This window comes from Agrobacterium sp. CNPSo 2736 (assembly GCF_004005385.1).
GTDB classification, from domain to species: Bacteria; Pseudomonadota; Alphaproteobacteria; order Rhizobiales; family Rhizobiaceae; genus Agrobacterium; species Agrobacterium leguminum.
In genome coordinates this window covers 52,200-76,664 of record NZ_RZTX01000015.1, presented here as the reverse complement: position 1 = coordinate 76,664, position 24,465 = coordinate 52,200, and the positions used below count along the sequence as shown (strand labels likewise).

22 protein-coding genes are annotated in these 24,465 nt (G+C 60.9%); 5 read left to right on the top strand and 17 right to left on the bottom strand.

Features of this window, described 5'->3' with window-relative positions; translation table 11 throughout:
- Positions 1-182: 182 nt before the first annotated feature.
- The 10 genes from EM858_RS21080 to EM858_RS21035 all read right to left on the bottom strand — a co-directional run bounded on the left by EM858_RS21080 (position 183) and on the right by EM858_RS21035 (position 11,278).
- Entirely contained in the window at positions 183-1,226 is a 1,044-nt protein-coding gene (locus EM858_RS21080) for a helix-turn-helix domain-containing protein (protein ID WP_080820022.1), read from the bottom strand.
- A gap of 120 nt (positions 1,227-1,346) precedes the next feature.
- Positions 1,347-2,132 (bottom strand): 3-hydroxybutyrate dehydrogenase, encoded by a 786-nt coding sequence (locus tag EM858_RS21075; protein WP_080820020.1) that lies wholly within the window; start codon positions 2,130-2,132, stop codon positions 1,347-1,349.
- Positions 2,133-2,136: 4 nt separating this feature from the next.
- Positions 2,137-4,092, bottom strand: a complete 1,956-nt coding sequence (locus EM858_RS21070) for an acetoacetate--CoA ligase (RefSeq protein ID WP_127757871.1) — start codon at positions 4,090-4,092, stop codon at positions 2,137-2,139.
- A complete protein-coding gene (gene mmsB / locus EM858_RS21065; protein ID WP_127757870.1) occupies positions 4,089-4,973 on the bottom strand; it encodes a 3-hydroxyisobutyrate dehydrogenase in 885 nt (294 codons plus the stop codon). The genes EM858_RS21070 and mmsB overlap by 4 nt, the downstream gene beginning before the upstream one ends.
- A gap of 13 nt (positions 4,974-4,986) precedes the next feature.
- Positions 4,987-6,582, bottom strand: coding sequence for a GMC family oxidoreductase (locus EM858_RS21060; RefSeq protein ID WP_127757869.1), 1,596 nt, complete (start codon positions 6,580-6,582; stop codon positions 4,987-4,989).
- A gap of 74 nt (positions 6,583-6,656) precedes the next feature.
- Positions 6,657-7,664, bottom strand: coding sequence for a branched-chain amino acid ABC transporter permease (locus EM858_RS21055; protein ID WP_127757868.1), 1,008 nt, complete (start codon positions 7,662-7,664; stop codon positions 6,657-6,659).
- Between the two features lies 1 nt (position 7,665).
- Positions 7,666-8,553, bottom strand: a complete 888-nt coding sequence (locus EM858_RS21050; protein WP_003522496.1) for a branched-chain amino acid ABC transporter permease — start codon at positions 8,551-8,553, stop codon at positions 7,666-7,668.
- Between the two features lie 2 nt (positions 8,554-8,555).
- Complete coding sequence (locus EM858_RS21045) at positions 8,556-9,257, bottom strand: ABC transporter ATP-binding protein (protein ID WP_127757867.1); 702 nt, start codon at positions 9,255-9,257, stop codon at positions 8,556-8,558.
- Position 9,258: 1 nt separating this feature from the next.
- Positions 9,259-10,044 (bottom strand): ABC transporter ATP-binding protein, encoded by a 786-nt coding sequence (locus tag EM858_RS21040; RefSeq protein ID WP_127757866.1) that lies wholly within the window; start codon positions 10,042-10,044, stop codon positions 9,259-9,261.
- A gap of 25 nt (positions 10,045-10,069) precedes the next feature.
- Positions 10,070-11,278, bottom strand: a complete 1,209-nt coding sequence (locus EM858_RS21035) for an ABC transporter substrate-binding protein (protein WP_127757865.1) — start codon at positions 11,276-11,278, stop codon at positions 10,070-10,072.
- Between the two features lie 232 nt (positions 11,279-11,510).
- Between EM858_RS21035 and EM858_RS21030 the strand changes: the two genes are divergently transcribed.
- Positions 11,511-12,428 carry a LysR family transcriptional regulator gene (locus tag EM858_RS21030; RefSeq protein WP_080820005.1) on the top strand — a complete coding sequence of 306 codons (918 nt, stop codon included), beginning with the start codon at positions 11,511-11,513 and terminating at the stop codon, positions 12,426-12,428.
- Positions 12,429-12,561: 133 nt separating this feature from the next.
- A complete protein-coding gene (locus EM858_RS21025; RefSeq protein ID WP_127757864.1) occupies positions 12,562-13,584 on the top strand; it encodes an LLM class flavin-dependent oxidoreductase in 1,023 nt (340 codons plus the stop codon).
- Between the two features lie 103 nt (positions 13,585-13,687).
- On the opposite strand, the gene EM858_RS21020 is transcribed toward EM858_RS21025, so the two are convergent.
- Positions 13,688-14,806: a mandelate racemase/muconate lactonizing enzyme family protein gene (locus EM858_RS21020; RefSeq protein ID WP_127757863.1), complete on the bottom strand. Its 1,119-nt coding sequence runs from the start codon at positions 14,804-14,806 to the stop codon at positions 13,688-13,690.
- A 230-nt stretch (positions 14,807-15,036) separates the two neighbouring features.
- Between EM858_RS21020 and EM858_RS21015 the strand changes: the two genes are divergently transcribed.
- Both EM858_RS21015 and EM858_RS21010 read left to right on the top strand, forming a co-directional pair.
- Entirely contained in the window at positions 15,037-15,711 is a 675-nt protein-coding gene (locus tag EM858_RS21015) for a GntR family transcriptional regulator (RefSeq protein ID WP_127757862.1), read from the top strand.
- Between the two features lie 109 nt (positions 15,712-15,820).
- The gene (locus EM858_RS21010) at positions 15,821-17,290 is read left to right on the top strand and encodes a mannitol dehydrogenase family protein (RefSeq protein ID WP_127757861.1); all 1,470 of its coding nucleotides are present in this window, start codon (positions 15,821-15,823) and stop codon (positions 17,288-17,290) included.
- Between the two features lie 50 nt (positions 17,291-17,340).
- Here the strand turns inward: EM858_RS21010 and EM858_RS21005 are convergent, their stop codons facing one another.
- The 6 genes from EM858_RS21005 to EM858_RS20980 form a co-directional block, all read right to left on the bottom strand.
- Complete coding sequence (locus EM858_RS21005) at positions 17,341-18,186, bottom strand: ATP-binding cassette domain-containing protein (RefSeq protein WP_080819997.1); 846 nt, start codon at positions 18,184-18,186, stop codon at positions 17,341-17,343.
- Positions 18,183-19,022, bottom strand: a complete 840-nt coding sequence (locus EM858_RS21000; RefSeq protein ID WP_127757860.1) for an ABC transporter ATP-binding protein — start codon at positions 19,020-19,022, stop codon at positions 18,183-18,185. The genes EM858_RS21005 and EM858_RS21000 overlap by 4 nt, the downstream gene beginning before the upstream one ends.
- 3 nt (positions 19,023-19,025) lie before the next feature.
- Positions 19,026-19,940, bottom strand: a complete 915-nt coding sequence (locus EM858_RS20995; RefSeq protein ID WP_003522484.1) for an ABC transporter permease subunit — start codon at positions 19,938-19,940, stop codon at positions 19,026-19,028.
- Positions 19,937-20,944, bottom strand: coding sequence for an ABC transporter permease subunit (locus tag EM858_RS20990; RefSeq protein ID WP_003522483.1), 1,008 nt, complete (start codon positions 20,942-20,944; stop codon positions 19,937-19,939). The genes EM858_RS20995 and EM858_RS20990 overlap by 4 nt, the downstream gene beginning before the upstream one ends.
- A gap of 61 nt (positions 20,945-21,005) precedes the next feature.
- Entirely contained in the window at positions 21,006-22,610 is a 1,605-nt protein-coding gene (locus EM858_RS20985) for an ABC transporter substrate-binding protein (protein WP_080819995.1), read from the bottom strand.
- A gap of 119 nt (positions 22,611-22,729) precedes the next feature.
- Positions 22,730-23,917: a Xaa-Pro peptidase family protein gene (locus EM858_RS20980; RefSeq protein WP_127757859.1), complete on the bottom strand. Its 1,188-nt coding sequence runs from the start codon at positions 23,915-23,917 to the stop codon at positions 22,730-22,732.
- Between the two features lie 96 nt (positions 23,918-24,013).
- Between EM858_RS20980 and EM858_RS27215 the strand changes: the two genes are divergently transcribed.
- Entirely contained in the window at positions 24,014-24,283 is a 270-nt protein-coding gene (locus EM858_RS27215) for a hypothetical protein (RefSeq protein WP_164865508.1), read from the top strand.
- Positions 24,284-24,465 lie beyond the last annotated feature (182 nt).

Here is a 24,465-nt window from a genome sequence, read left to right as displayed (position 1 = left end):
GTTCAGAAAAGCGAGGATTCTCAACATCATGATTGTCAGGCAATATATTGATAAAAATAACCTGCCCTGTTTGGCACGTCTGAAAGACATGCGCATCCCCATCGCGCCGCAACCGCAGCAAATGGTCGAATTGTGCCAACAAACCGTCATAAAGTGTCAGAAGGGCACCCCTAAAAGCGTGGTCAGCGGCCGAGTTGCACGATCCAGCGGGTCCATTCCGCGCTGTCCGGCTTCAGAATATCCGACGTGAGGTCACGGTTTTCCGAAGCGAAATGCCGCATCTGACGCGGCGAAAGGCCGAAGGCCTTCTTGAAGACGCGGCTGAAATTTTCCGGATTGGTGAAACCATAGGACGCCGCCACCTCGGCAATCGTCATATGCGCCGACTGCGGTGCCCGCAGGAAATCCATCGCGCGCTCAAGACGCCGATGGGTGATGCAGGCTGAAAACCCTCCCAGCGGCTCGAAGAGCCGGTAGACGGTACGTCGCGACACGCCAAATTCGCCCATGACCTTTTCCACCGACAGGGCCGGATCGAGAAGGTGATTGTCGATATAACGCCGGATGGATGCCCTGAGCGCCCGCTGCACGCCCTGCGCATTGTCGTGCCCGACATGATTGTTGATGGCGGCCGCAGCCAGTTCCAGAAGCGGCGAGACTGTCGCTGCGCCCTCGCTGGCGTTCATGACGTCGAAATGGCGATAGATGCTCGTCATCGTTTCGCGTAGCAGCGATACCAGCGGCAAACCGGCCGGCAGCACGCGTTCATGATGATTGCCGGAACCGCCAAGCCTGCCTTCCAATAGCCGGCGCGGCACGACGAGGCTGAGATGGTCGTGGTCGGTCGTGGCGGTGGCAAGCGGCTGCGCCATGTCGATGAGATAGAGGTCGCCGGGCCCTGCGGTCTCACCCGATCCGCGCCGCGACATGCTCTGTCCGCTGGCGTAAAATTGCAGCAGAAAACCGTCCATGCCGTCGCGGGCAAGCTTGTGGCGCGAACGGTCGAAATCCTGCGCCGAGGACTGGGTGCGGCCGAGCGCGACATTGCCGATGAAAGCGGCATCCACGCTGGCGAAGAAGCCGTCATCCTGCGAGCGGCGCAGGCGGGCATCGAAAAGCACGTTGATCGAATCCCGCCACAGCCCCATGGCGTCGCGTTTCGGCACCTGGCGCGTATCGAAGCGCGAACGCGCCAGCGGCGCTTCAAAAGACCCTGTGTTCATCATGACGCTTTTCCGTGGACACGGCGCTGAACCTCCGCCGTCCACGAAAACTATACAGGATTGAAACCGCTCAACAATGCCGGAAGCCGGTGAGACAGTTCGCTTAAAGCGCGCGCGTGAAAATTATTTCGCGGTCCAGCCGCCATCGATGGAAATGGTGGTGCCGGTGATGGAGCGCGCCATATCGCCCGCGAGATAAAGCGCCATTTCCGCTACTTCTTCCGGTTGCACAAACCGCCTGGTCGGCTGCGGCGCGAGCATCACCTTTTTCACCACCTCCTCCTCGCTCATGCCATGCACGCGCGCCTGATCGGCAACCTGGGCGGCGACAAGCGGGGTCCAGACATAACCGGGGCAGATGGCGTTGCAGGTGATGCCGAGTTCGGCCACTTCCAGCGCCACGCTTTTCGTCAGCCCCACCACCGCATGTTTGGTCGCCACATAAGGCCCCTTGAAGGGCGAAGCGCGCAGGCCATGCGCGGAAGCGATGTTGACGATGCGGCCCCAACCCCTTTCCTTCATGCCCGGCAGGGCGGCATGGATGGTGTGAAACGCGCTGTCGAGCGAGATGGCGACGATGCGGGAGAAATCAGCGAAATCGAACTCGTCGATCGGCGCGACCTTCTGAATGCCGGCATTGTTGACGAGGACGTCGATATGACCGAATTCGGCGATGACGGTTTCCGGCAGATGGGCGCTTTCATCATAATTGGCGAGGTTGGCCGCAAAATAGACCGGCCTGTGACGCGCCACCTGCGCGACCATCTCCAGCGCCTGCGTCGCCTCCTCCGTCGTTTCTATGCCATGTACCGCGACCAGATACCCCGCCTCGGCGAAACGCTTGGCGATGGCGAGCCCGATGCCGCTGGTGGAACCCGTGACAAGCACGGTCTTCGGTTGATCCTCCATCGGCCTAGTCCTTCAGCTGCGGCAGGTTGCGGAAAAGTTCGAGCGCTTCGGGATTGGCGAGCGCATCGGCATTCTTCACCGGCCGGCCGTGGATGGTATCGCGCACCGCGATTTCGGAAATCTTGCCAGAACGGGTGCGGGGAATGGCGCTGACTGCAATGATCCTTGCCGGCACATGCCGCGGCGTCGCACCCGAGCGGATGCGGCTGCGGATGGTCTTTTCCAACTCCTCCGTCAGGGCCGCACCTTCCTTCATGCGCAGGAAGAGAATGACCCGCTGGTCGCCCTCGATATCTTGCCCCACGGCAATCGCCTCTTCGACTTCAGGCACGGTTTCCACCTGCCGGTAGATTTCGGCCGTGCCGATGCGAACCCCGCCGGGATTGAGCGTCGTGTCCGAACGCCCATGGATGACATAGCCGCCGGAGGGGCGCATTTCGGCGAAATCGCCATGCGCCCAGATGCCGGGGAAGCGGTCGAAATAGGCTGCCCGATAGCGCGAGCCATCCTCATCGCCCCAGAACTTCACCGGCATGGAAAGGTGCGCATTGCGGCAGACAAGTTCGCCGGCAACGCCGCGAACGGAACGGCCCTCATCGTCCAGCGTGTCGATATCCATGCCGAGCATCGCACCCTGCAATTCGCCGCGATGAACCGGCTGCAAAGGGTTGCCGCCAAGGAAACAGGCGCAGATATCCGTGCCGCCGGAAATGGAGGCAAGGTGCACGTCTGCCTTCCAGTCGCGATAGATATAATCGAAGGATTGCGGGATGAGCGGCGAGCCGGTGGAGAGAATCGTCCTCAGCGACGAAAGATCGTGGCTTTCGCGCGGTTTCAGCCCGGCCTTCAGGCAGGCATCGATAAACTTCGCCGACGTGCCGAAAGTGGCGATCCGTTCGGCGTCGATGAGATCGATCAGCCGCGCGGATGTCGGATAACCGGGATTGCCGTCATAGGTGACGAGCGTTGCGCCGAGCGCCAGACCGGAGACCTGCCAGTTCCACATCATCCAGCCGCAGGTAGTGAAATAGAAGAAGCGCTCGTCTTCCTGAATATCGCATTGCAGCTTCAGTTCCTTCATGTGCTGAAGAAGCAAACCGCCGCCGGAATGGGTGATGCATTTCGGCTTGCCGGTGGTGCCGGAGGAATAAAGGATCGCCAGCGGCGCCTTGACGGGCAGACGGTTGAAGGCAATCTCGCCCGCCGCATAAGGCGCGACGAAATCCGTAAGCGTCACGCAGCCGAGATCGGCAAGACTTTCGGGAACGGCACCGCCGATCAGCACGATCTTCTCAGGCGCCGCACTTTCCGCCACGGCGCGGATGGTCGGGCCGACATCGATGCGTTTGCCGGCATAACCATATTCCGGCACGGCGATGAGGATTTTCGGGCCGATCTGCGACAGGCGGTCGGAGGCTCCCGCCGGGCCGAAATCCGGCGAGCAGGACGACCAGATGGCCCCGATGGCGCTGACAGCCAGATAGCTGACGATCGCCTCGATATCATGGGTGACGATGGCGCCGACGCGGTCGCCTTCGCTCACACCTGCATGGGTAAGCGCCTGCACCATGCGGGACACTTCGTCGTAAAGCTCTCTGCGGGTAATCTCCCGCCTGGTGCCATCGTCGCGATGGGCGATGATGGCCAGCCGCCCGTCGGCATCGCGCAGCAGGTTTTCGGCATAATTGAGCCTCGCGCCCGGATAGAACTCCGCCTCCCGTATGGTCTTGCCGGGCTTGAATGCGGTGTCGCCGCGTGTGCCGATAATGCCGAGTTCGTCCCACAGCGCATCGTAAAATTCATCCGGCGCGTCGATGGACCAGCGCAGCAGGCCGGCATAGTCATCGGCGGCCTGCCTGTGCAGCTTTGCCGTTTTCGTCGCGAAGGCGAAAAGCGCCGAGCGCTCCAGCCTCTTCTCCGGCGGTACCCATAAGATGTCGGATGGCGCGGCGTCCGTCATGCTTCGCTCCCGCGCAGCATTTCGACGATGGCGGAAAAATCGCGCCCGCCGCTCCCCTCGTCGACGAAGTTCTCATAAAGCGCCGCCGCAGCCGCACCGAGCGGGGTGGAAGCCCCGGCTCCATTCGCGGCCTCCTGCGAAAGCTTCAGATCCTTCAGCATCAGGGCCGCCGCAAATCCGGGCTGGTAATCCTTGTTGGCGGGCGATGTCGGCACCGGTCCCGGCACCGGGCAATAGGTGGTGAGCGACCAGCATTGGCCCGAAGACGTAGAGGCGACATCGAACAGCGCCTGATGCGAAAGCCCGAGCCTTTCGCCGAGCACGAAGGCTTCGGACACCGCAATCATGGAAATGCCGAGGATCATGTTGTTGCAGATCTTGGCCGCCTGGCCGTTGCCGCCCTTGCCGCAATGCACGATCTTCTTGCCCATCGCCTCAAGCACCGGTTTTGCCGCAGAGAAGGCCTCCGCCTCGCCGCCACACATGAACGTCAGGGTGCCCGCCGCAGCCCCGCCCGTGCCGCCGGAAACGGGCGCATCGACCGAGTGGCAACCGGCGGAAGCGGCCAGTTCGTGCGCCTTAAGGGCGCTTTCCATATCCACCGTCGAGCAGTCGATGAGAAGCGTGCCAGCAGGAATTTTCCGAACCAGATCGTCATAGACGGAAACCACATGTTCGCCCTTCGGCAGCATGGTGATGATCACCTCAGCCGCTTCGATAGCCTCGGCGGAATCTGCCGCTACGGGAATTCCCGCCTCTTTCGCCGCCACGCGGCAGGCTTCGGAAAGATCGTGACCCCTGACGGCATATCCGGCCATGACAAGATTGGCGGCCATGGGCAGGCCCATATGTCCCAGCCCGATAAAAGCGACGGTCTTCATCGGAGCGCTCCTTTCAGCGATTATCCGCAAGGATCATGTCGGCGGCCTTTTCGGCAATCATGATCGTCGGGGAATTGGTATTTCCGGATGTTATGCGCGGCATCACCGATGCGTCGGCGACGCGCAGCCCGGCGAGCCGGCGGAATTTCAGCCGCGCATCGACAACGCTTTCCATGTCCGACCCCATGCGCAGCGTGCCGACGGGGTGGAAGATGGTGGTGCCGATATCCCCCGCCGCCTTGGCGAGATCGTTGTCATTCTCGAAAGACGGGCCGGGCCGGTATTCCTGGGGCTTGAAGCGCGCGAAGGCCGGCTGGGCGACGATACGGCGCGTCAGCCGCATGGCGTCGATGGCCACCTGGCGGTCGCCTTCGGTGGAAAGATAGTTCGGGCGGATTTCCGGCTGCATGGCGAAATCCGGTCCTTTCACATGCACGGAGCCCCGGCTTTCCGGCCGCAGATTGCAGACACTTGCGGTAATGGCCGGAAAAGTGTGAACCGGATCGCCGAACTTGTCGAGTGAAACCGGCTGGACATGATATTCCAGATCGGCGGTTTCCTTTTCCGGCGAGGAGCGGGTGAAGACACCGAGCTGGCTGGGCGCCATCGACATCGGCCCGGAGCGCGTCAGTGCATATTCGAGGCCGATCCTCGCCTTGCCGAACAGGGTGGAGGCCCTTTCATTCAGCGTCAGGACGCCGGAGACCTTGTAGACCATGCGCAGTTGCAGATGGTCCTGCAGGTTCTCGCCCACACCCTGAACCTCCGCCACCGTGTCGATACCGGCCGCCTGCAACACATCGCCACGGCCGACGCCGGAAAGCTCCAGAATATGCGGCGAGCCGATTGCGCCGGCGGACAGCACCGTCTCGCGCCGCGCCCGCATCGTTTTCAAGACGCCGTCATGGTGAAACTCGACGCCTGTGACACGGCCTTCCTCGATGATGAGACGCTTGACATGGGCCTTGGTCAGAACCGTCAGGTTCTTGCGGCCGAGCGCCGGTTTCAGGAAGGCTTTCGCCGTGTTCCAGCGCCAGCCGGCCCTCTGGTTGACATCGAAATAACCGGCGCCTTCATTGTCGCCCCGGTTGAAATCATCGGTTGCGGGAATGCCGGCCTCGCCCGCAGCCTTCTGGAAGGCGTCCAGCACATCCCAGCGCACGCGGGCCTTTTCCACGCGCCATTCGCCGCCGGCGGAATGCATCTCGTTCTTGCCGCGATAAAAGTCTTCCGACTTCAGGAAATAGGGCAGGATATCGTTCCACCCCCAGCCCTCGCAGCCGAGCTGCCGCCACATATCGTAATCGCGCGCCTGACCGCGCATATAGATCATGCCATTGATGGAGGAGCAGCCGCCAAGCACCTTGCCGCGCGGATAGATCAGCGAGCGGCCGTTCAGCCCCGGCTCTTCCGCGGTCTTGAAACACCAGTCGGTTCGCGGGTTGTTGATGCAATAGAGATAACCGACCGGAATATGGATCCAGTGGTAATTATCGTTGCCGCCCGCTTCCAGAAGCAGCACGCGGTTGTTCGGATCTTTCGAAAGGCGGTTGGCGAGGACGCATCCGGCACTCCCCGCTCCGATGACGATATAGTCATATTCGCCCATGCTCTTCTCCATGCGCCGCCCTTGCCGCACCGTCCCGGACGCGGAGGAGGCCTTGTCTGTGTTTTCAAAAATGTCTAGCTGCGGTGCTGAAAGCCGAGTTTTCTCCCGAGCCGCGACGCGTAAAATTCGCCGATCAGACCGCGCCGGAACACCAGAACGCAGGCCATGAATACGAGGCCGGTGATGATGGTGACCGGGAAATCGGATGTCGCGAGATAGTTCTGCAGGGTGACGACGAGACCGGCACCGAAGATCGGGCCGATCATGGTGCCGATGCCGCCGAGCAGCGTCATCAGAATGACCTCACCGGACATCTGCCAGGTCACATCGGTCAGCGTGGCGAACTGGAAGACCAGCGCTTTCAGACCGCCCGCAAGCCCGGCAAGCGCCGCCGACATGACGAAGGCGCCGAGCTTGTAGCGCTGCACGCTGTAGCCCAGCGAAATGGCGCGTTGTTCGTTTTCGCGGATGGATTTCAGGATCATGCCGAAGGGCGAGTTGACAAAACGCCAGATGACAAGAAGCGCCAACACAAAGGCCGCCAGCACCGTGTAATAGATATTGAGCGGTGCATTGAGGTCGAGAAGGCCGAAGAGATGGCCGCGCGGCACGCCCTGCAAGCCGTCCTCACCATGGGTGAAGGGCGCCTGAAGGCAGAAGAAATAAAACATCTGCGACAGCGCCAGCGTAATCATGGCGAAATAGATGCCCTGACGGCGAATGGCGAAGAAACCGATGACGAGACCGAGAAGGGCCGCCCCCGCCATGCCGATGACAAGGCCGATCTCCGGCGTCACGCCCCATTCCTTCACGGAATAGGCGGTGAAATAGGCTGCACCGCCGAAAAACGCCGCATGGCCGAAGGACAGAAGGCCCGTGTAACCGATCAGCAGATTGAAGGCGCAGGCAAACAGCGCAAAGCACAGGAGCTTCATCAGAAAGATCGGGTAAACGAACATCGGCGCGGCGATGAGCACGGCAAGCCCCGCCAGAATGAGCACGGTCTTGATGGTTCCGGCAGTCGCGGACACTTCCGTCTGCGGTATCGTACCGGCAGTGGGGCTATGGGTGGCTTTGGACATATCAGGCGTCCTTTCCGAAAAGTCCGGCGGGGCGGATGAGCAGCACAAAGGCCATGATGACGAAGATGACGATGTTGGAGGCTTCCGGGTAGAACACCTTGGTCAAGCCTTCGGCCACGCCCAGCATGTAACCGGTGACGATGGCGCCCATGATCGACCCCATGCCGCCGACCACGACCACCGCAAAGACGACGATGATGAGGTTCGTGCCCATCAGCGGCGAGACCTGATAGATCGGCGCGGCGAGAACCCCGGTGAACCCGGCAAGGCCGGCGCCCAGCGCGTAGGTCAGCGTCAGGAGAACAGGCACATTGATGCCGAAAGCCTGCACCAGCGTCGGGTTTTCCGTCGCAGCGCGCAGATAGGAGCCGAGGCGCGTCTTTTCGATCAACGCCCAGGTGGCGATGCAGACGATGAGCGAAATGACGACGACGAAAGCGCGGTAATTCGGCAGGAACATGAAGCCGAGATTGGTGCCGCCGGCAAGCTCGCGCGGCACCGAATAGGGTTGGCCCGCCGCGCCATAAAGCCAGCGGAACGTGCCTTCCACCACCAGCGCCAGGCCGAAGGTGAACAGCAGCCCGTAAAGCGGATCGAGATCGTAAAGCCGCGATAGCAGGAAGCGTTCGACGATCGCACCGAAAAGCGCCACGACGAAAGGTGTGACGATGAGCGCCACCCAGAAATTGATGCCGAAATATTGCAGGCCAAGGAAGGCCACGAAAGCGCCGAGCATATATTGCGCGCCATGGGCAAAATTGATGACGCGCAGCAGGCCGAAAATGACGGCAAGGCCAAGCGACAGCAGCGCATAAAACGAGCCATTGATAAGGCCCACCAGCAATTGCCCGAGCAGTGCCTGAATTGGAACGCCGAAGATCATCGTCATCGTTAAACCCCCAGCACCTTGTTGAGCTCGCCCATGCGGCCGGAGAGCTCGCTGACCGGAAAATTGCTGACCATCTGGCCGTGATCCATCAGGTAGAAACGGTCGGCGATGCGGCTCGCAAAACGGAAATTCTGTTCGACCAGAACGACGGTCATGCCGCGGCTCTTCAGTTTCTGCAGCACCTCGCCGATGCGCTGCACGATGACGGGGGCAAGCCCTTCGGTCGGTTCGTCGAGCAGCAGCACCTTGACCCCTGTGCGCAGGATGCGTGCCATGGCCAGCATCTGCTGCTCGCCACCGGATAGCTTGGTGCCGGGGCTAGTGCGGCGTTCGTAAAGATTGGGAAACAGGTCGTATATCTCATCAATCGTCATGCCGCCGGATGCGACGACGGGCGGCAGCTTCAGGTTCTCCTCGACGCTCAGCGTCGCGAAGATGCCGCGCTCTTCCGGCACGAAACCGATGCCGTATTTCGCCGTGCGATGCAGCGGCACCGGCATCAGATCCCTGCCGCCCAGCTTGATGACGCCCTTGCGGTTGCGGATGATGCCCATGATGGTGCGCAGTGTCGTGGTCTTGCCCACACCGTTGCGGCCGAGAATGGTGATGGTTTCGCCCTCGCCGACCGTCAGATCGACACCGTGCAGCGCCTGGCTTTCGCCATACCAGGATTTCAGGTTGGAGACTTCGAGCATTGCCGCCATATCAAGCCTCCTCCGTGCCCATATAGGCCGTGCGCACACGCGGATCGGCGGAGACAGTGGCATAATCGCCCTCCGCCAGAATTTCACCCCGTTGCAAGACCGTGACGTGGTGGCAGATATCGGCCACGACTTTCAGATTATGTTCGACCATCAGCACCGCGCGTGTCTTTGCCACCTCGCGGATGAGTTCGGCGACGTGGGAGACATCCTCACCGCCCATTCCGGCCATCGGCTCATCCAGCAGCAGAACCTTCGGATCGAGCGCCAGCGTGGTGGCGATTTCAAGCACACGCTTGCGGCCGTAAGAAAGATCGGCCGCAAGCGCATGTTTTTCCCGTGTCAGGCCAACCGTTGCGATCAACTCCTCGGCGCGGGCGTTCAGCCTGTCGAGCGAGGAGAGCGGCAGCCAGAATTGCGTTGCGAGGCCATTCGGCCGCTGCAACGCCACCCGCACGTTTTCCAGAACCGTCAGGTGCGGAAACACCGCCGATATCTGGAAAGACCTGACGAGGCCCAGTCGCGCCACCTTGTCCGGCGGCGTCCTTGTTATGTCCGTTCCCATGAAGGTGATCGCCCCGCCTGTCGGCTGGAGAAACTTGGTCAACAGGTTGAAGACCGTGGTTTTGCCGGCGCCGTTCGGACCGATAAGCGCATGCACGCGGGCATGGTGGACGTCGAGATCGACGTTTTTCACGGCCGCGAATGCGCCGAAGGTCTTGGAGAGACCGCGCGCCGAAAGAACGACGCGAGGTTCCGCCTGCCCGGCAAGGGCGGGAGCGATCGTCATCAAGCTTTCCCCTTTTTATTCTTCTTTACTGCGTTACCAGCGGGCAACCGCTCTTTGCGGGGTCCATGAAGGCTTCCTTGCCGGGGATGGTGGCGAGAACCTTGTAATAATCCCACGGCTGCTTGCTCTCATCCGGCTTCTTCACTTCCATGAGATACATGTCATGGATCATGCGACCGTTGGCGGCCACATGGCCGTCCTTCGAGAAGACGTCGTTGACCGGCATTTCCTTCATGGCCTTGGCGACGGCATCGGCATCGTCGGTGCCAGCCTTTTCGATGGCCTTCAGGTAATGCAGCACGGCGGAATAGGTGCCGGCATGAACCATGTTCGGCATGGCGCCGGTGCGTTCCTTGAAGCGTTCGCCGAACTTGCGCGATTCATCGTCGCGGTCCCAATAAAAACCTTCCGTCAGCGTCAACCCTTGAGCCGCCTCAAGACCGAGGCCGTGGACTTCGGCAAGCGTGAAGAGAAGCGCGGCAAGCCGCTGGCCGCCGGCGACGATGCCGAATTCGGCCGCCTGCTTGATGGCGTTGGAGGTATCGAGACCGGCATTGGCAAGGCCGATGACCTTCGCACCCGAGGACTGCGCCTGCAGCAGGAAGGAGGAATAATCCGTCGTGGCGAGCGGATGGCGCACGGAACCCAGAACCTTACCGCTATTGGACTTGACGAAATTGGCGGTATTTTCTTCCAGCGAATAACCGAAGGCATAGTCGGCGGTCAGGAAGAACCAGCTGTCGCCGCCCTGCTTGACGAGCGCGCCGCCGGTGCCGACCGCCAGCGAATAGGTGTCATAGGCCCAGTGGAAACCATAGGGGCTGCACTGCTTGCCGGTGAGCTCGGTGGTTGCCGCACCCGTATTGATGGTGATCTTCTTCTTGTCCTTCGACAGCGCCTGCACGGCAAGACCCACCGACGACGAGGTCAGTTCCATGATCGAATCGACCTGTTCGGTATCGTACCATTGGCGGGCGATATTGGAGGCCACATCCGCCTTGTTCTGGTGGTCGGCGGTCACCACTTCCACCGGCGCATCGAGCACCTTGCCGCCGAAATCCTCAACCGCCATCTTCGCGGCTTCATAAGAGTATTTGCCGCCGAAATTGGCGTAGACGCCCGACTGGTCGTTCAGGATGCCGATCTTGACCTTGCCGTCCGAAATCTCGGCGGCATAAGCGGCGGTGCCAGCGGCCAGCGCCATGGCCGTGGATAAAACGATACTCTTGCGCATGACTTCTCCTCCCAGAGATGATTGCGAGCCTCAGATGGGTCTGTGCAACGGTGAACGAAACCGCCTGCGGGCTTCCATGCCATTGCACCTGAACGGTCACACCGCCCTCCTCAAAGCGATGCATCCTGAGCCTAGACTTCTCGAATTCGGCCGTTGACACAAGAGCGGGGCATCATCAAATTGCGAACAGGAACTGTTCATTTTTGAACAGAACTCTTGATGGGAGACAAATATGGCCACCCCTTTCACCTGGGACGACCTGCAATATTTTCTGGCCGTGGCCCGCACCGGACAGCTCTCATCGGCAGCCAGAAGCCTGCGCACCAGCCACGCCACCGTCTCCCGCCATATCGACCGGCTGGAATTTTCCCTGAAAACCAAGCTGTTCGAGCGAAACCCGCGCGGTTATGAACTGACGACGGTGGGACGGCGGCTGGTCGATACGGTCGAGCGCATCGAGGCGGAAGCCGAAAGGCTGCAATCGGATATTTCCGAAAGCGGCAGCCTGCTGCGCGGCGTGGTGCGGCTCAGCGCGCCTGAAGGTTTTTCCAATTTTTTCTTCGTGGAGAGGCTGAAAGACTTCGCCGTCACTCATCCCCATATCATGGTGGAGATGGTGACGATCCAGCAAATCATGGCGCTGTCCAAAAAGGAGGCGGATGTGGCGGTAACGCTCGATCCGCCAAAGGCCGGTCCCTACATCAATGAACAGATCATCGATTACACGCTGCATATCTATGCCTCGCGTTCCTATCTCGCCGGGCGGCCGAAAATCGTAAAGCGCGAGGACCTGCTCGACCACTTCTTCATCGGCTACGTGCAGGACCTGATCTTCTCACCGGGCCTCGATTATATGCGTGACGTGCTGCCGGGTCTGCGGCCGAGTTTCCAGTCCTCGAGCATTTTTGCGCAGCTGACCGCAACGCTGAGCGGCAGGGGGCTGTGCATCTTGCCGAATTTCATCGCCGCCCGCTTTCCGGATCTGCAAATGGTGCTTCCCGGTGAAGTGGAGCTGCGGCGAGGCTATTGGCTGACGAGCCACCAGGACCTTGCCAACGTGCCGCGGGTGCGCTCGCTCATGGATTTCATTCTCACCACGGCCCGCGCCCACCAAAATCTCTTCGTTCTCGACCGAAAGACGACCGCCTGAGCGGCAGCGTTCACATTTCGGCGACACCGTGTCTACCGGTGGCGAATTGGAGAATGCGCTCAACTGCTTATATGACTGACAACAACGAAGCCGGCTGGCAAAGCCGGCATCCTCCGACATCTGGAAGGTCATCATGAAAAAGATCGGATTCCTGTCCTTCGGCCACTGGACGCCCTCGCCCCAGTCGCAGACCCGCTCGGCTGCGGACACGCTGCTGCAATCGATAGACCTCGCTGTCGCGGCGGAAGAACTGGGCGCCGACGGCGCTTATTTCCGCGTGCACCATTTCGCCCGCCAGCTTGCCTCGCCCTTTCCGCTGCTGGCCGCCGTCGGCGCGCGCACGAGAAAGATCGAGATCGGCACCGGCGTCATCGACATGCGTTATGAAAACCCGTTCTACATGGCGGAGGACGCCGGTTCGGCCGACCTCATCGCCGGCGGACGCCTGCAGCTCGGCATCAGCCGCGGCTCGCCGGAACAGGTGATCGATGGCTGGCGTTATTTCGGTTACCGTCCGGCCGAAGGCCAGAGCGAAGAAGACATGGCGCGTCAGCACACCGAAGTCTTCCTCGAGCTTTTGAAGGGCGAAGGTTTCGCTGAGCCTAACCCGCGCCCGATGTTCCCCAACCCGCCCGGCCTTTTACGGCTGGAGCCGCATTCCGAAGGGCTGCGCGAGCGCATCTGGTGGGGTTCGAGTTCCAATGCAACGGCGGTCTGGGCGGCAAAGCTCGGCATGAATTTGCAGAGCTCCACCCTGAAGACGGATGAAACGGGCGAGCCTTTCCATGTCCAGCAGGCGCAGCAAATCCGCACCTTCCGGGAAGCATGGAAGGAAGCAGGCCACACCCGCGAGCCGCGTGTATCGGTCAGCCGCAGCATCTTCGCCCTCGTCAACGATCGCGACCGGTCCTATTTCGGTTACGGCAACGAAGGCGACGACAAGATCGGTTATATAGACGACAAGACACGCGCGATCTTCGGACGCAGCTATGCCGCCGAGCCGGAAAAACTGATCGAACAGCTGAAAGCCGATGAAGCCATCGCCGAGGCCGATACGCTGCTCCTGACCGTGCCGAACCAGCTGGGCGTCGATTACAACGCCCATGTGATCGAGACGATTCTCAAGCAGGTAGCGCCGGCTCTCGGCTGGCGCTAAATTTGGAAAAATTGCATCATCCACACTCCGTCATGCCGGATCTAGTCCGGCATGACGGAGGACGTGCTTTCCCTCCCTTAAAATCCGGGCTGTATACCGCTGCTCATTTCACCGCCTTGCCATAACGGGCGAAGCTTTCCGCCAATGGCGTCGTACTCGCGCCGGGGTGCTCCGGACGTTTGTAAACGCCATCCCGCACATGGATCGGCTCTTCGAAATGATCCTTGATCCAGGGAATATATTCGAGAATGGTCGAAGCCGGGTGCCAGTAGCTCAGATGCACATGTACCTGGCTCATCTCGCCGGCATGCGGCACCACGGGCAGGCGATGGGCGAGCGCGAGATCGGCGACCTGGATATATTCGGTGATACCGCCAAGCCGGGTCACATCCGGCTGGACATAGGCCACCGCACCGGCATCGATGAATGAGCGGAACGCGTCCACCGTGTAGAGCTGTTCCCCCAGCGCAATCGGAATGGACGTATTGCGCGCCAGCCGCGCATGGCTCGTCACATCGTCATACCAGAGAGGCTCCTCGAACCAGTAGATATCCAGATCTTTCGCCACCGCGCAGAAACGCTGGCATGTGGGCAAATCCCACTTGCCGTTGCCGTCAATGGCGATGCGGATGGACGAACCGACACGCTTGCGCACGGCCGCAAGGCGGGCAATGTCGATATTCGGGTCGTCATGCCCGACCTTGATCTTCAGCCGGGTGAACCCGTCTTCCTCCACCGCCCTTGCACTGCCCGCCAGCAAATCCTCCAGCGTGAAGGAAAGCCAGCCGATATCGGTATTATAGGCTTCCACGGCCGCCGTGCGCGCGCCGCCGAGATAGTGCCAGAGCGGCACGCCCGCCTTTTTCGCCTTCAGATCCCAGAGTGCAACGTCAATTGCGGCCAGCGCCAGATGGGTGATGCCGGCCCTGCCGACCCATTGCAGCGCCGGATAACGGGCCAGTTTCGTCCACAGCATCGAATGTTCCGATGCATCCTCCCCCAGAAGCAAGGGCGCGTAACAATCGCTGATGCAGGATGTGATCAGCCTGTCCGACGGCAGATGCGCGTGGGTGCCGGTAAAACCGTAGCCCTCGAGGCCATCACTGGTGGTGATCTTTGCACCGACGACGCCCCAATGGGTGATGCTGTGGGTGGAATCGGAAATGGACTCCGATGTCAGCGGCAGGTGCAGGATGAAAGGTTCGACGGCGGTAATTTTCATGATCGGTCATTCCTCGATGCTGATTGCTTGCGGGGAGGAATAGATGCCGCGTCCCCGCGACCATGGGCCGCGAAGATGGCTTTCGGGAAATTGCCAGACCGCCCTCCTCCAGCAGCCTGCTTCCAATGACGGATAGAGCTAAAGGAAAAACGACTTTTGTAAAATAAAAAATTTTTTATTTTTAATATTTGGCCATTGCCAGTCCCACGAGGTTGGGTGATGATGTCGCCATGAACTCGCTGGTCAAAGTCACGCTCGCCGAACAGGCGCATAAGGAACTGCGCGCGCGCATCGTCAGCGGCAGATTGCGCGGCGGCGAACGCCTACTGCCCAATGAGCTTGCCGCCGATCTCGGCATCAGCCCCACGCCGGTCAAGGAAGCATGCCTGAAACTCGAGGCCGATGGGTTGGTGGTCAATTCCTCCCGTCGCGGCATGGTGGTGCGCGATTTCACCGTGGAGGATGTGGAGGAACTTTACGCCGCCAGAATGCTGCTCGAAAAAGGCGCGGTGGAAGTGGCCTTCGACGCCGGGCAACTGGATGGAGCGCTGCACGCTGAAATGCTGGAAAGCCTGGCGAAACATCGCAAATTCGCCAAAGGCTCGACGCTCGACGAATTGTCGAAAGCGCTTTTTTATGATCGCAGCTTCCATACGACCCTTGTGTCGGCGGCGCGCATTCCAGTCATTTCCGGCTCGCATGAGCGCATTCTCGACCAGACCCACACGGTTTTCGTCTCGATCCTTGGCGACTACGCCCGCTCGGTCGAGGAGCACCAGAATATCGCCGATGCCATCGCCGCCGGCAGCAAGGCTCAGATCGTCGATGCCCTGTGGCGGCATCTCGAGCGCAGCCGCCAGAATACGCTGCGCCAGGTCCGGCTGCTCAAAGAGGCTGGCGCCTGATCAATCCGCATATAAGGGGAGGAACTGACATGATGCGCCACAAGCCGGACGCCGCAATGAGAGCGGCGCGAGCCACAACCGTCCCGTTCCGCATGGGGATTTCGCATCGATGACAGACCGGCTTTCCGCTGCAGCCCTGCCCCGCCTGCCGCAATCCGTCGCGACACCCGCCTATGACCGCCAAAGCGTCACGCCCGGCATCGTCCACCTCGGCGTCGGGGCCTTTCATCGGGCGCATCAGGCGGTTTTCATCGACGATTGCCTTAATCGCGGCGAAACCCGATGGGGCATCGTCGCCGCATCGCTGCGCAGCCCGGACACGCGCGACGCCATCGAGCCGCAGGATAATCTCTACACCTTCTGCCTGCGGGACGGTGAGAGCGAGCGCCTGCGCATCATCGGTTCGATTCTCGAAACCATCGTCGCCCCGGAAGAGCCCGAACGGCTGGTGGAGCGGATGGCCGATCCGCGCGTCCTCATCGTCACCCTGACCGTAACGGAGAAGGGTTACCTGACCAATCTCGCCTCCCGCAGCCTGCTGCGCGATCATCCCGATATCACCCATGACCTTGAAAACCCGGAGCGGCCGCGCTCCATCTTCGGCTTCATCCTTGCGGCCACACGGCGTAGGCGCAGGCAAGGTTCTCCGCCCCTGACGCTCCTTTCCTGCGACAACCTGCCCGCCAACGGCCATGTGCTGCAAAAGCTTCTGCTGGAATTTGCGGAACTGGCCGATCCGGAACTGGCATCCTTCATCGAAACCAATATTGCCTGCCCCTGCTCGATGGTGGACCGGATCGTTCCCGCCACCACGGATGCGGACCGCGAGGCGATTTCGGCCGCACTCGGCCTCAGCGACGCCTGGCCGGTGGTGGCCGAACCCTATTTCCGTTTCGTCATTGAAGATCGTTTTCCGCATGGAAGGCCGACGCTCGAGAAATCGGGTGTGGAATTCGTCGGCAATGTCGAGCCATACGAGCATATGAAGCTCAGAATGCTGAACGGCTCCCACAGCGCCATCGCCGCCATCGGCCAGATTGCCGGCCTTGCGACCGTGGCGGATGCATGGGGTGAAAAACCCGTGCGCGATTTCATCGACGCCTATTGGCGCGAGATCGAACGGACGCTCGACCCCGCCGTCGACGGGGCGGAATTCGCAGCCGGCCTGCGGGAGCGTTTCGCCAATCCCTCATTGCAGCACAAGACCATGCAGATCGCCTCCGATGCATCGCAGAAAGTACCGCTGCGCATTCTCGCCCCGTTGCGCGAGCTGCTGGAGGAGAAGGCTGAAAGCCGGACGGTCATTTTCGCCGTCGCGCTCTGGATCAGGTCCTGCGCGGACAAGAATGAAAAGGGGCAGCCGATCACCATTCTCGATCCCGCTTTCAAGGAGTGGGATGCGCCGGATCAACTGGCAATGGCGCCGGATGCGGTCGTCGACCATTTTCTGACTTTCGAACGCACATTTGGCAGCGACCTGCCCAGGAACGAAACCTTCGTCCCAACCCTGAAAGCCGCCTATCGCGACATTCGGGAACAGGGCGCACTTGCGGCAATCGAGCGTTTCCTGAAGTCCTGAAAAAGAACAGGCCGGAAATCCGGCCTGTTCTTAACCTCGGTCGTCGGCCTTCAGGCTGTCGCTGCCAGCCGTGCCGCCTTGCGGCGTTCCACGCGGGCGCGGATGGCATCGACATCCGTGATCGGTGTCGCAGCGAAGAGCTGACGGGTATAGGGGTGCTTCGGATCGGCGAAGAGTTCCTCGCGCGTGCCCTGCTCCACCGCCACGCCCTTCGAAATGACCATCACATCGTCAGCGATGTAACGCACCACAGAAAGATCGTGGCTGACGAAAACATAGGTCAGCTCGAATTCTTCCTGAAGGTCGGCGAGAAGGTTCAGCACCTGCGCCTGCACCGAAAGATCGAGCGCGGAGACCGGCTCGTCCAGCACCAGCAGCGCCGGGTTCAGCATCAGTGCACGCGCAATGGCGATGCGCTGGCGCTGGCCGCCGGAGAACATGTGCGGATAACGGTTGAAATGCTCAGGACCGAGACCAACCTTCACCAGCATGGCTTCGGCCCGCTCGCGGCGCTCGGAAGCCGGTATTTTGGTGTTGATGACCAGCGGTTCCATCAGCACGTCGCCCACCTTCTGGCGCGGATTGAGGCTGCCATAGGGGTTCTGGAACACCATCTGCACCTTGGAGCGCATCTCCGTATCGGGACGGCGTCTGGCGATATCGACGGGCTTGCCTTCGATCTTCAGTTCGCCGCCGGATGCCGGATCGATCAGCGCGATGATGCGGGCCAGCGTCGATTTACCGGAGCCGGATTCACCGACGATGGCGAGCGTCTTGCCGCGCTCGACGGCAAAGTCGATGCCCTTCAGGGCCTGCACCGTCTTGGCGCCGCCGAACAGGCCGCCGGGAACGTGATAATCGCGGGTAATGCCCTTGCCTTCGACAACGATACTCATTGAACGCCCTCCTTGCCGAAGAAATCGGAAACCGTGGGCAAACGGTCGCCGGTGGCATTTTCCGGCAGGGCCGAAAGCAGTGCCTTGGTATAGGGATGCTGCGGGGCCTCGAAGAGGCTCAAGACATCCGCCTCCTCCATCTTGCGGCCCTTATACTGCACGACGACCCGGTCCGCGGTTTCCGCCACCACGCCCATGTCATGGGTGATGAGGATCAGCGCCATGCCATATTCCGCCTGCAGGTTCATCAGCAGATCGAGGATCTGCTTCTGGATCGTGACGTCGAGCGCGGTGGTCGGCTCGTCGGCGATCAAGAGGCGCGGCTTGGAGGCGATCGCAATCGCGATCATCACACGCTGGCACTGGCCGCCCGACATCTGGTGCGGATAGGCCTTGAGCTTGGTTTCCGGCTCGGGAATGCCGACAGCCCGGAACAGTTCAAGGGCGCGGGCACGCGCGGCAGCGCCGCTCATGCCGAGATTGAGGCGCAGAACCTCCTCGATCTGGAAACCGACCGTGAAGGACGGGTTGAGCGAGGCCACCGGCTCCTGGAAGATCATGGTGATCTCGCGGCCGATCACCCGGCGGCGTTCCTGCGGCGTCATGGCCAAAAGGTTCTTGCCATCGAAGGTCATCTCGTCGGCGGTGATCGTCGCCGTGTCGGGCAGAAGCCCCATGACGGCGAGCATCGATACCGACTTGCCGGAACCTGACTCGCCGACGATGGCCAGCACCTCGTGCTTGTCCACGGAAACATCGATGCCGTTGACGGCCGTGAAGGCGCCGGTGGCGGTGGCGAATTTGACGGTGAGGTTCTTGATTTTCAGCAGGCTCATCGCTCAGCTCCGCTTCAGTTTGGGATCGAGCGCATCGCGCAGGCCGTCACCCATGAGGTTGATGGCGAGCACCGAGATCAGGATCGTCAGGCCCGGAAGGGTCACGACCCACCAGGCGCGCAGGATGAATTCACGCGCTTCCGCCAGCATCGTGCCCCATTCGGAGGCGGGCGGCTGCGCGCCCATGCCGAGGAAGCCGAGAGCGGCGGCATCGAGAACCGCGGACGAGAAAGAAAGCGTCGCCTGAACGATCAGCGGAGCAAGGCAGTTCGGCAGGATGGTCTTGAACATCAGCCGGATATTGCCGGCGCCGGCCACGCGGGCGGCGGTGACATATTCGCGCCTGAGTTCGCTCATGACCGCAGCACGTGTCAGACGCGCGAAATGCGGCTGGTAGACGATGGCAATCGCGATCATGGCATTGGTGAGACCCGGCCCGAGGACCGCAACCAGAACCAGCGCCAGAAGCAGGGACGGAAACGCCAGAATGACGTCCATCACGCGCATGATGACGGTGTCCACCCAGCCGCCGAAGAAGCCGGCGACGAGACCGATGACGATACCGCCGACAAGGGCGATGGAGACGACGACCACGCCGATGAACAGCGAATATTGCGCGCCGTAGATCAGCCGGGACAGCATGTCGCGGCCCACCGCATCGGTGCCGAAGAAGAAGCCGGCACGGCCGCCTTCCTGCCAGACCGGCGGGACGAGGAGCGCATCGCGATATTGTTGTGTCGGATCATGCGGGGCAAGGATAGGCGCGAAGATCGCCACCAGCACAAGCAGAATGAAGACGGCAAGCCCGATGACGGCGCCGCGGTTCTGGCGGAAATAGAACCAGAAATCGGCAAGCATCCGGCGGCGGATGGCGGCGTCCGAAAGGCGGACGCCGGGAGTGGTGGTCACATCGGTCATTTGTGACGGATCCTCGGATTGATAAGGCCATAGGTCAGATCGACGAGCAGATTGACGATCATCACCAGACCCGCGATCAGGAGCAGGCCGCTCTGCACGACCGGATAATCACGGCGCGAGATGGAATCGATCATCCACTTGCCGATACCCGGCCAGGAAAAGATGGTTTCGGTCAGGATAGCGCCCGCCATCAGCACGCCGATCTGCAGGCCGATGGTGGTGATGACCGGGATCATCGCGTTGCGCAGCGCATGGATGCCGACGACGCGGGCGGACGACATGCCCTTGGCGCGGGCGGTGCGCACATAATCCTCACCCATGACTTCCAGCATGGCCGAGCGCGTCTGGCGCGCAATCACCGCCAGCGGAATAGTGGCGAGCACGACGGAGGGCAGGATGAGATGCGAAAAGGCCGACGCGAAGGCGCCCTTCTGGCCCGAAATCAGGCTGTCGATCAGCATGAAACCGGTGACGGAGGGGAAGAAATACATCAGCGAGATGCGACCCGACACCGGCGTCCATTGCAGGATGCCGGAGAACATGATGATGAGCAGCAACCCCCACCAGAAGATCGGCATGGAGAAGCCGACGAGCGCGGTCGTCATGGAAATCTGGTCGAACCAGGAACCGCGACGGATGGCGGCGATGACGCCGACCGGCACGCCGATCAGGGTTGCGATGATGATGGCGACGAGACCAAGCTCGACCGTCGCGGGGAAGAGCGACAGGAACTCGGTAAGAACCGGCTTCTTGGTGACCAGCGAATTGCCGAGATCGCCTTGAAGCAGCCGTCCGAGGAAATGAAGATATTGCTGCCAGATGGGCTGGCTGAAGCCGAGCTGTTCGGCAAGCTGCGCATGCCGTTCGGGTGAAATGCCGCGTTCGCCCGCCATCAGCAGCACGGGATCTCCCGGCAGGACGCGCACGAAGGAGAAGGCGACAAAGGTGATCCCGAGAAATGTCGGAACGAGGTAGAGAAGTTTGCCGAGAATGAACCGGATCATGGCTTTTTCCTGAAAAGACGCGCGGAAGAACAGGGTCCTTCCGCGCGTCCGTTGTTTGGGATTATTCCGCGATGTCGACGTTTTCGAAGGTGAAGTCGCCAAGCGGGCTCATGGTGAAGCCGGAAACCTTGGCGGACATCGGAACGAACTGCGTGGAATGCGCAAGCGTCGCCCACGGAGCCTGTTCCTTGAAGATCACCTGCGCCTGCTCGTAAAGCTTGGTGCGCTCGGCAACGTCAGTCGCCTGCTTCGCCTTGGAAATCAGCTCGGAGAACTCCTTGTTGCACCACTGCGCACGGTTCGTGCCGCCTTCGCCTGCCGAAGCGCAGGAGAGCAGAACGCCCATGAAGTTGTCCGGGTCACCGTTGTCACCGGTCCAGCCGAGGATGACGGCGCCGTCGCGGTTCACTTCGGTCGACTTCTTGAGGTATTCACCCCATTCATAGGAGACGATCTCGGCCTTGACGCCAACCTTGGCGAAATCCGCCTGGATGAGTTCGGCGGTGCGGCGTGCGTTCGGCATGTAAGGACGCTGAACCGGCATTGCCCAGATCTTCATCGACAGATCCTTGACACCGGCAGCTTCGAGAGCCTTCTTGGCCGCTTCCGGATCGTATGCGTCGTCCTTGATGCTGTCGTTATAGGACCACATCGTCGGCGGGATCGGGTTCTTGGCGACCTGACCGGCGCCCTGGAACACGGCGTCGATGATGGCCTGCTTGTTCATCGCCATGTTCAGCGCCTTGCGGACTTCCGGCTTGTCGAAAGGCGCAACGGTGGTGTTATAGGCGAAGTAGGCGACGTTCAGACCCGACTGTTCATCGAGCTTGAGGTTCTTGTCGGCGCGGATGGCGGCAAGATCGGCCGGTGCCGGGTAAGGCATTAGGTGGCATTCGCCGGCCTTCAGCTTCTGCAGACGAACGGCCGCGTCCGGCGTGATCGCGAAGATCAGGTCGTCGATCTTCGGCGCTTCGCCCCAGTAGTCGGCGTTCTTCTGGTAGCGGATGACCGCGTCCTTCTGATAGGCGACGAACTTGAACGGGCCCGTGCCGATCGGCAGGTTGTTGAAGTCTTCCTTGGTGCCGGCCTTTTCCAGCGTATCGGCATATTCCTTCGACACGATGGAGGCGAAAGGCATGGCGATATTGGCGAGGAACGGCGCTTCCGGACGCGTCAGCACGAACTTGACGGTGTAATCGTCGACCTTGACGATTTCCTTGATCAGCGACGGCATTTCCATGGAGTTGAAATATTCGTAGGTAATGCCTGCGATATACTGGTTCCACGGGTTCTTCGCATCGCGCTGGCGGTCGTAGCTGAAGATCACGTCATCGGCGTTGAATTCGCGGCTCGGCGTGAACTTGTCGTTGGAGTGCCACTTCACGCCCTTGCGCAGGTGGAAGGTGTATTCCAGACCGTCGCTCGAAACTTCCCATTTTTCGGCAAGGCCGGGCTCAACTTCTGTCGTGCCCTTCTTGAACTCGGTCAGGCGGTTGTAGACCGGATGCGCGGAAGCGTCGAAGGTGCCGCCAGCGGTGTAGGGCGACGGATCGAAGCCTTCCGGCGATGCCTCGGAGCAATAAACGAAGGTCTTCGCCATGGCGGGCATGGCGGAAGTGATCGCAATCGCAGAGGCGATAAGCAAACTGCGGGTCAGCGTTTTCATCTGGTGGTCCTTTCCCTCTTTTTCTGAGTTCCTGCGGCCCCGTCCCGGGGCCTACCTCTTCTGGTCAGCAGCGACGCGGGAGCCCCGTGTCGCCGTTCGGTCCTTTGCCTCCCGACCAATTACCCGGCGACCGGTTGAAACAACCGGTCGAGGTTCTTCTCCGGTGGGCAGAACCAGCGCGGTCCCGCCTCCGTCATATAGGCTATATCCTCGAGACGGACGCCGCATTCGCCATAAACGCACAGCATCGGCTCGATGGAAAAACACATGCCCGGCTCCAGCGCCGTGGCATTTCCTGCAACGATATAGGGTTCTTCGTGAATATCCAGCCCAAGCCCGTGGCCGGTGCGGTGCGGCAGGCCGGGAAGCTGATAATCCGGGCCGAAACCGGCCGCTTTCAGGCTGTCGCGCGCGGCCCTGTCCACATCCGAGCAGGCAGCGCCGACCTTTGCTGCGGCAAAGGCCGCCGCCTGCGCGTCGCGCTCGGCGTTCCAGAGGAAACGCTGCCGTTCCGTCGGTTTGCCGAAGACGTAGGTGCGGGTGATATCGGAACGATAGCCGTGAAGAATGCCGCCGAGATCGACCAGCACCATATCGCCTTCGCTGAGCGTCTGCGCATGGGGCACGCCATGCGGATAGGCCGTCGCCTCGCCGAACTGCACCGCCACGAAAAGTGGCTTCAGGCCAAGGGCAATATGCGCCGCATTGACGAAATCGGCGACTTCCGTGGTGGAAACGCCGGGACGCAACCCCTCGAACACGGCCTTCTGTACACCGTAGCTCGCGTCCATCGCCGTCTGGATGATGGCGATCTCGGCTGCGGATTTGACCTGCCGCTGGGCGACGATCATCGGCTGGGCGGAAATGATGCGCCCTTCAAGACGCTGCATGAGAGCCGATGCAAAGACAAAGGGGGTGGCGGGATCGATGGCGACAAGATGGCCGGGACAGGTCAGCGCCTCAATGCGCCTTGCCATCAGGTCGAAGGGGCTTTCATCCTCTTCCCAGACGGCAACCTCACCCGCAATGCGGATGAGTGTCTGAAGCTTCGGCTCCTCGAAGGTCGGGCTGACATAGACCGGCACGCCTTCCGCCGGCACCAGCGCGCCGTGAATGCGCTCGGAAAGACCAAGCGACAGGCCGGTATAATAGGTCAGCGACGATGATGCATCGAGCCAGACCGCCTTGATATTTTGCTGGATCATTCGCGCCTGCAGGCCGCGTAGTCGCAACCTGAACTCGTCTTCAGCGATCGATGAAACCGCGATCGGCTGAAACCGCTTCAGCGCCTCTTGAAAGTCTGCCATTCTCTCCCCGCCGCTTTCGGGCCGCAGACACAGGCGTGCCGGCAACCTCCCAAGCGTTCTTTTGCCCATGCTTAAACACAGGGCGGGGGGTAAGCAATGGCCCGGCAAGGCACGCCACCACAAAACTGTGCAAATTTATCTAGACATAACGAAAATGTGATCGGCGCACGCCTGATTTCAACGCTCGTTGCCTTGACGCAGAAATTCAAAATCCCCCGGAAATCCAAGGGGAGACTGCGGACCGCCTTCAGCACCGAGCCGGTGCGCGGAAAGTCGGCGGCCAAAAATATTCAAGGAAAAGACGCCCAGAAAAGGAAAAAGCCTGCCGCGGGAGGAGGTGCGGCAGGCTTCAAACTTGATCGGTGATTGGGAGGAGGAGTACCACCGATCCACATCGAGCAACGCTGGGAGGAGGAGTGCGTCGCTTCGATGATTTGAATATAGCGGTATCCGTGATTTTTAACAGAGCAAGTCTCGCAATGCAGCATTGCATTTCTGCATAGCTCGAAAATTCCTGCCCGGTTTTTCAGCACTCCCCAAAATCGCGG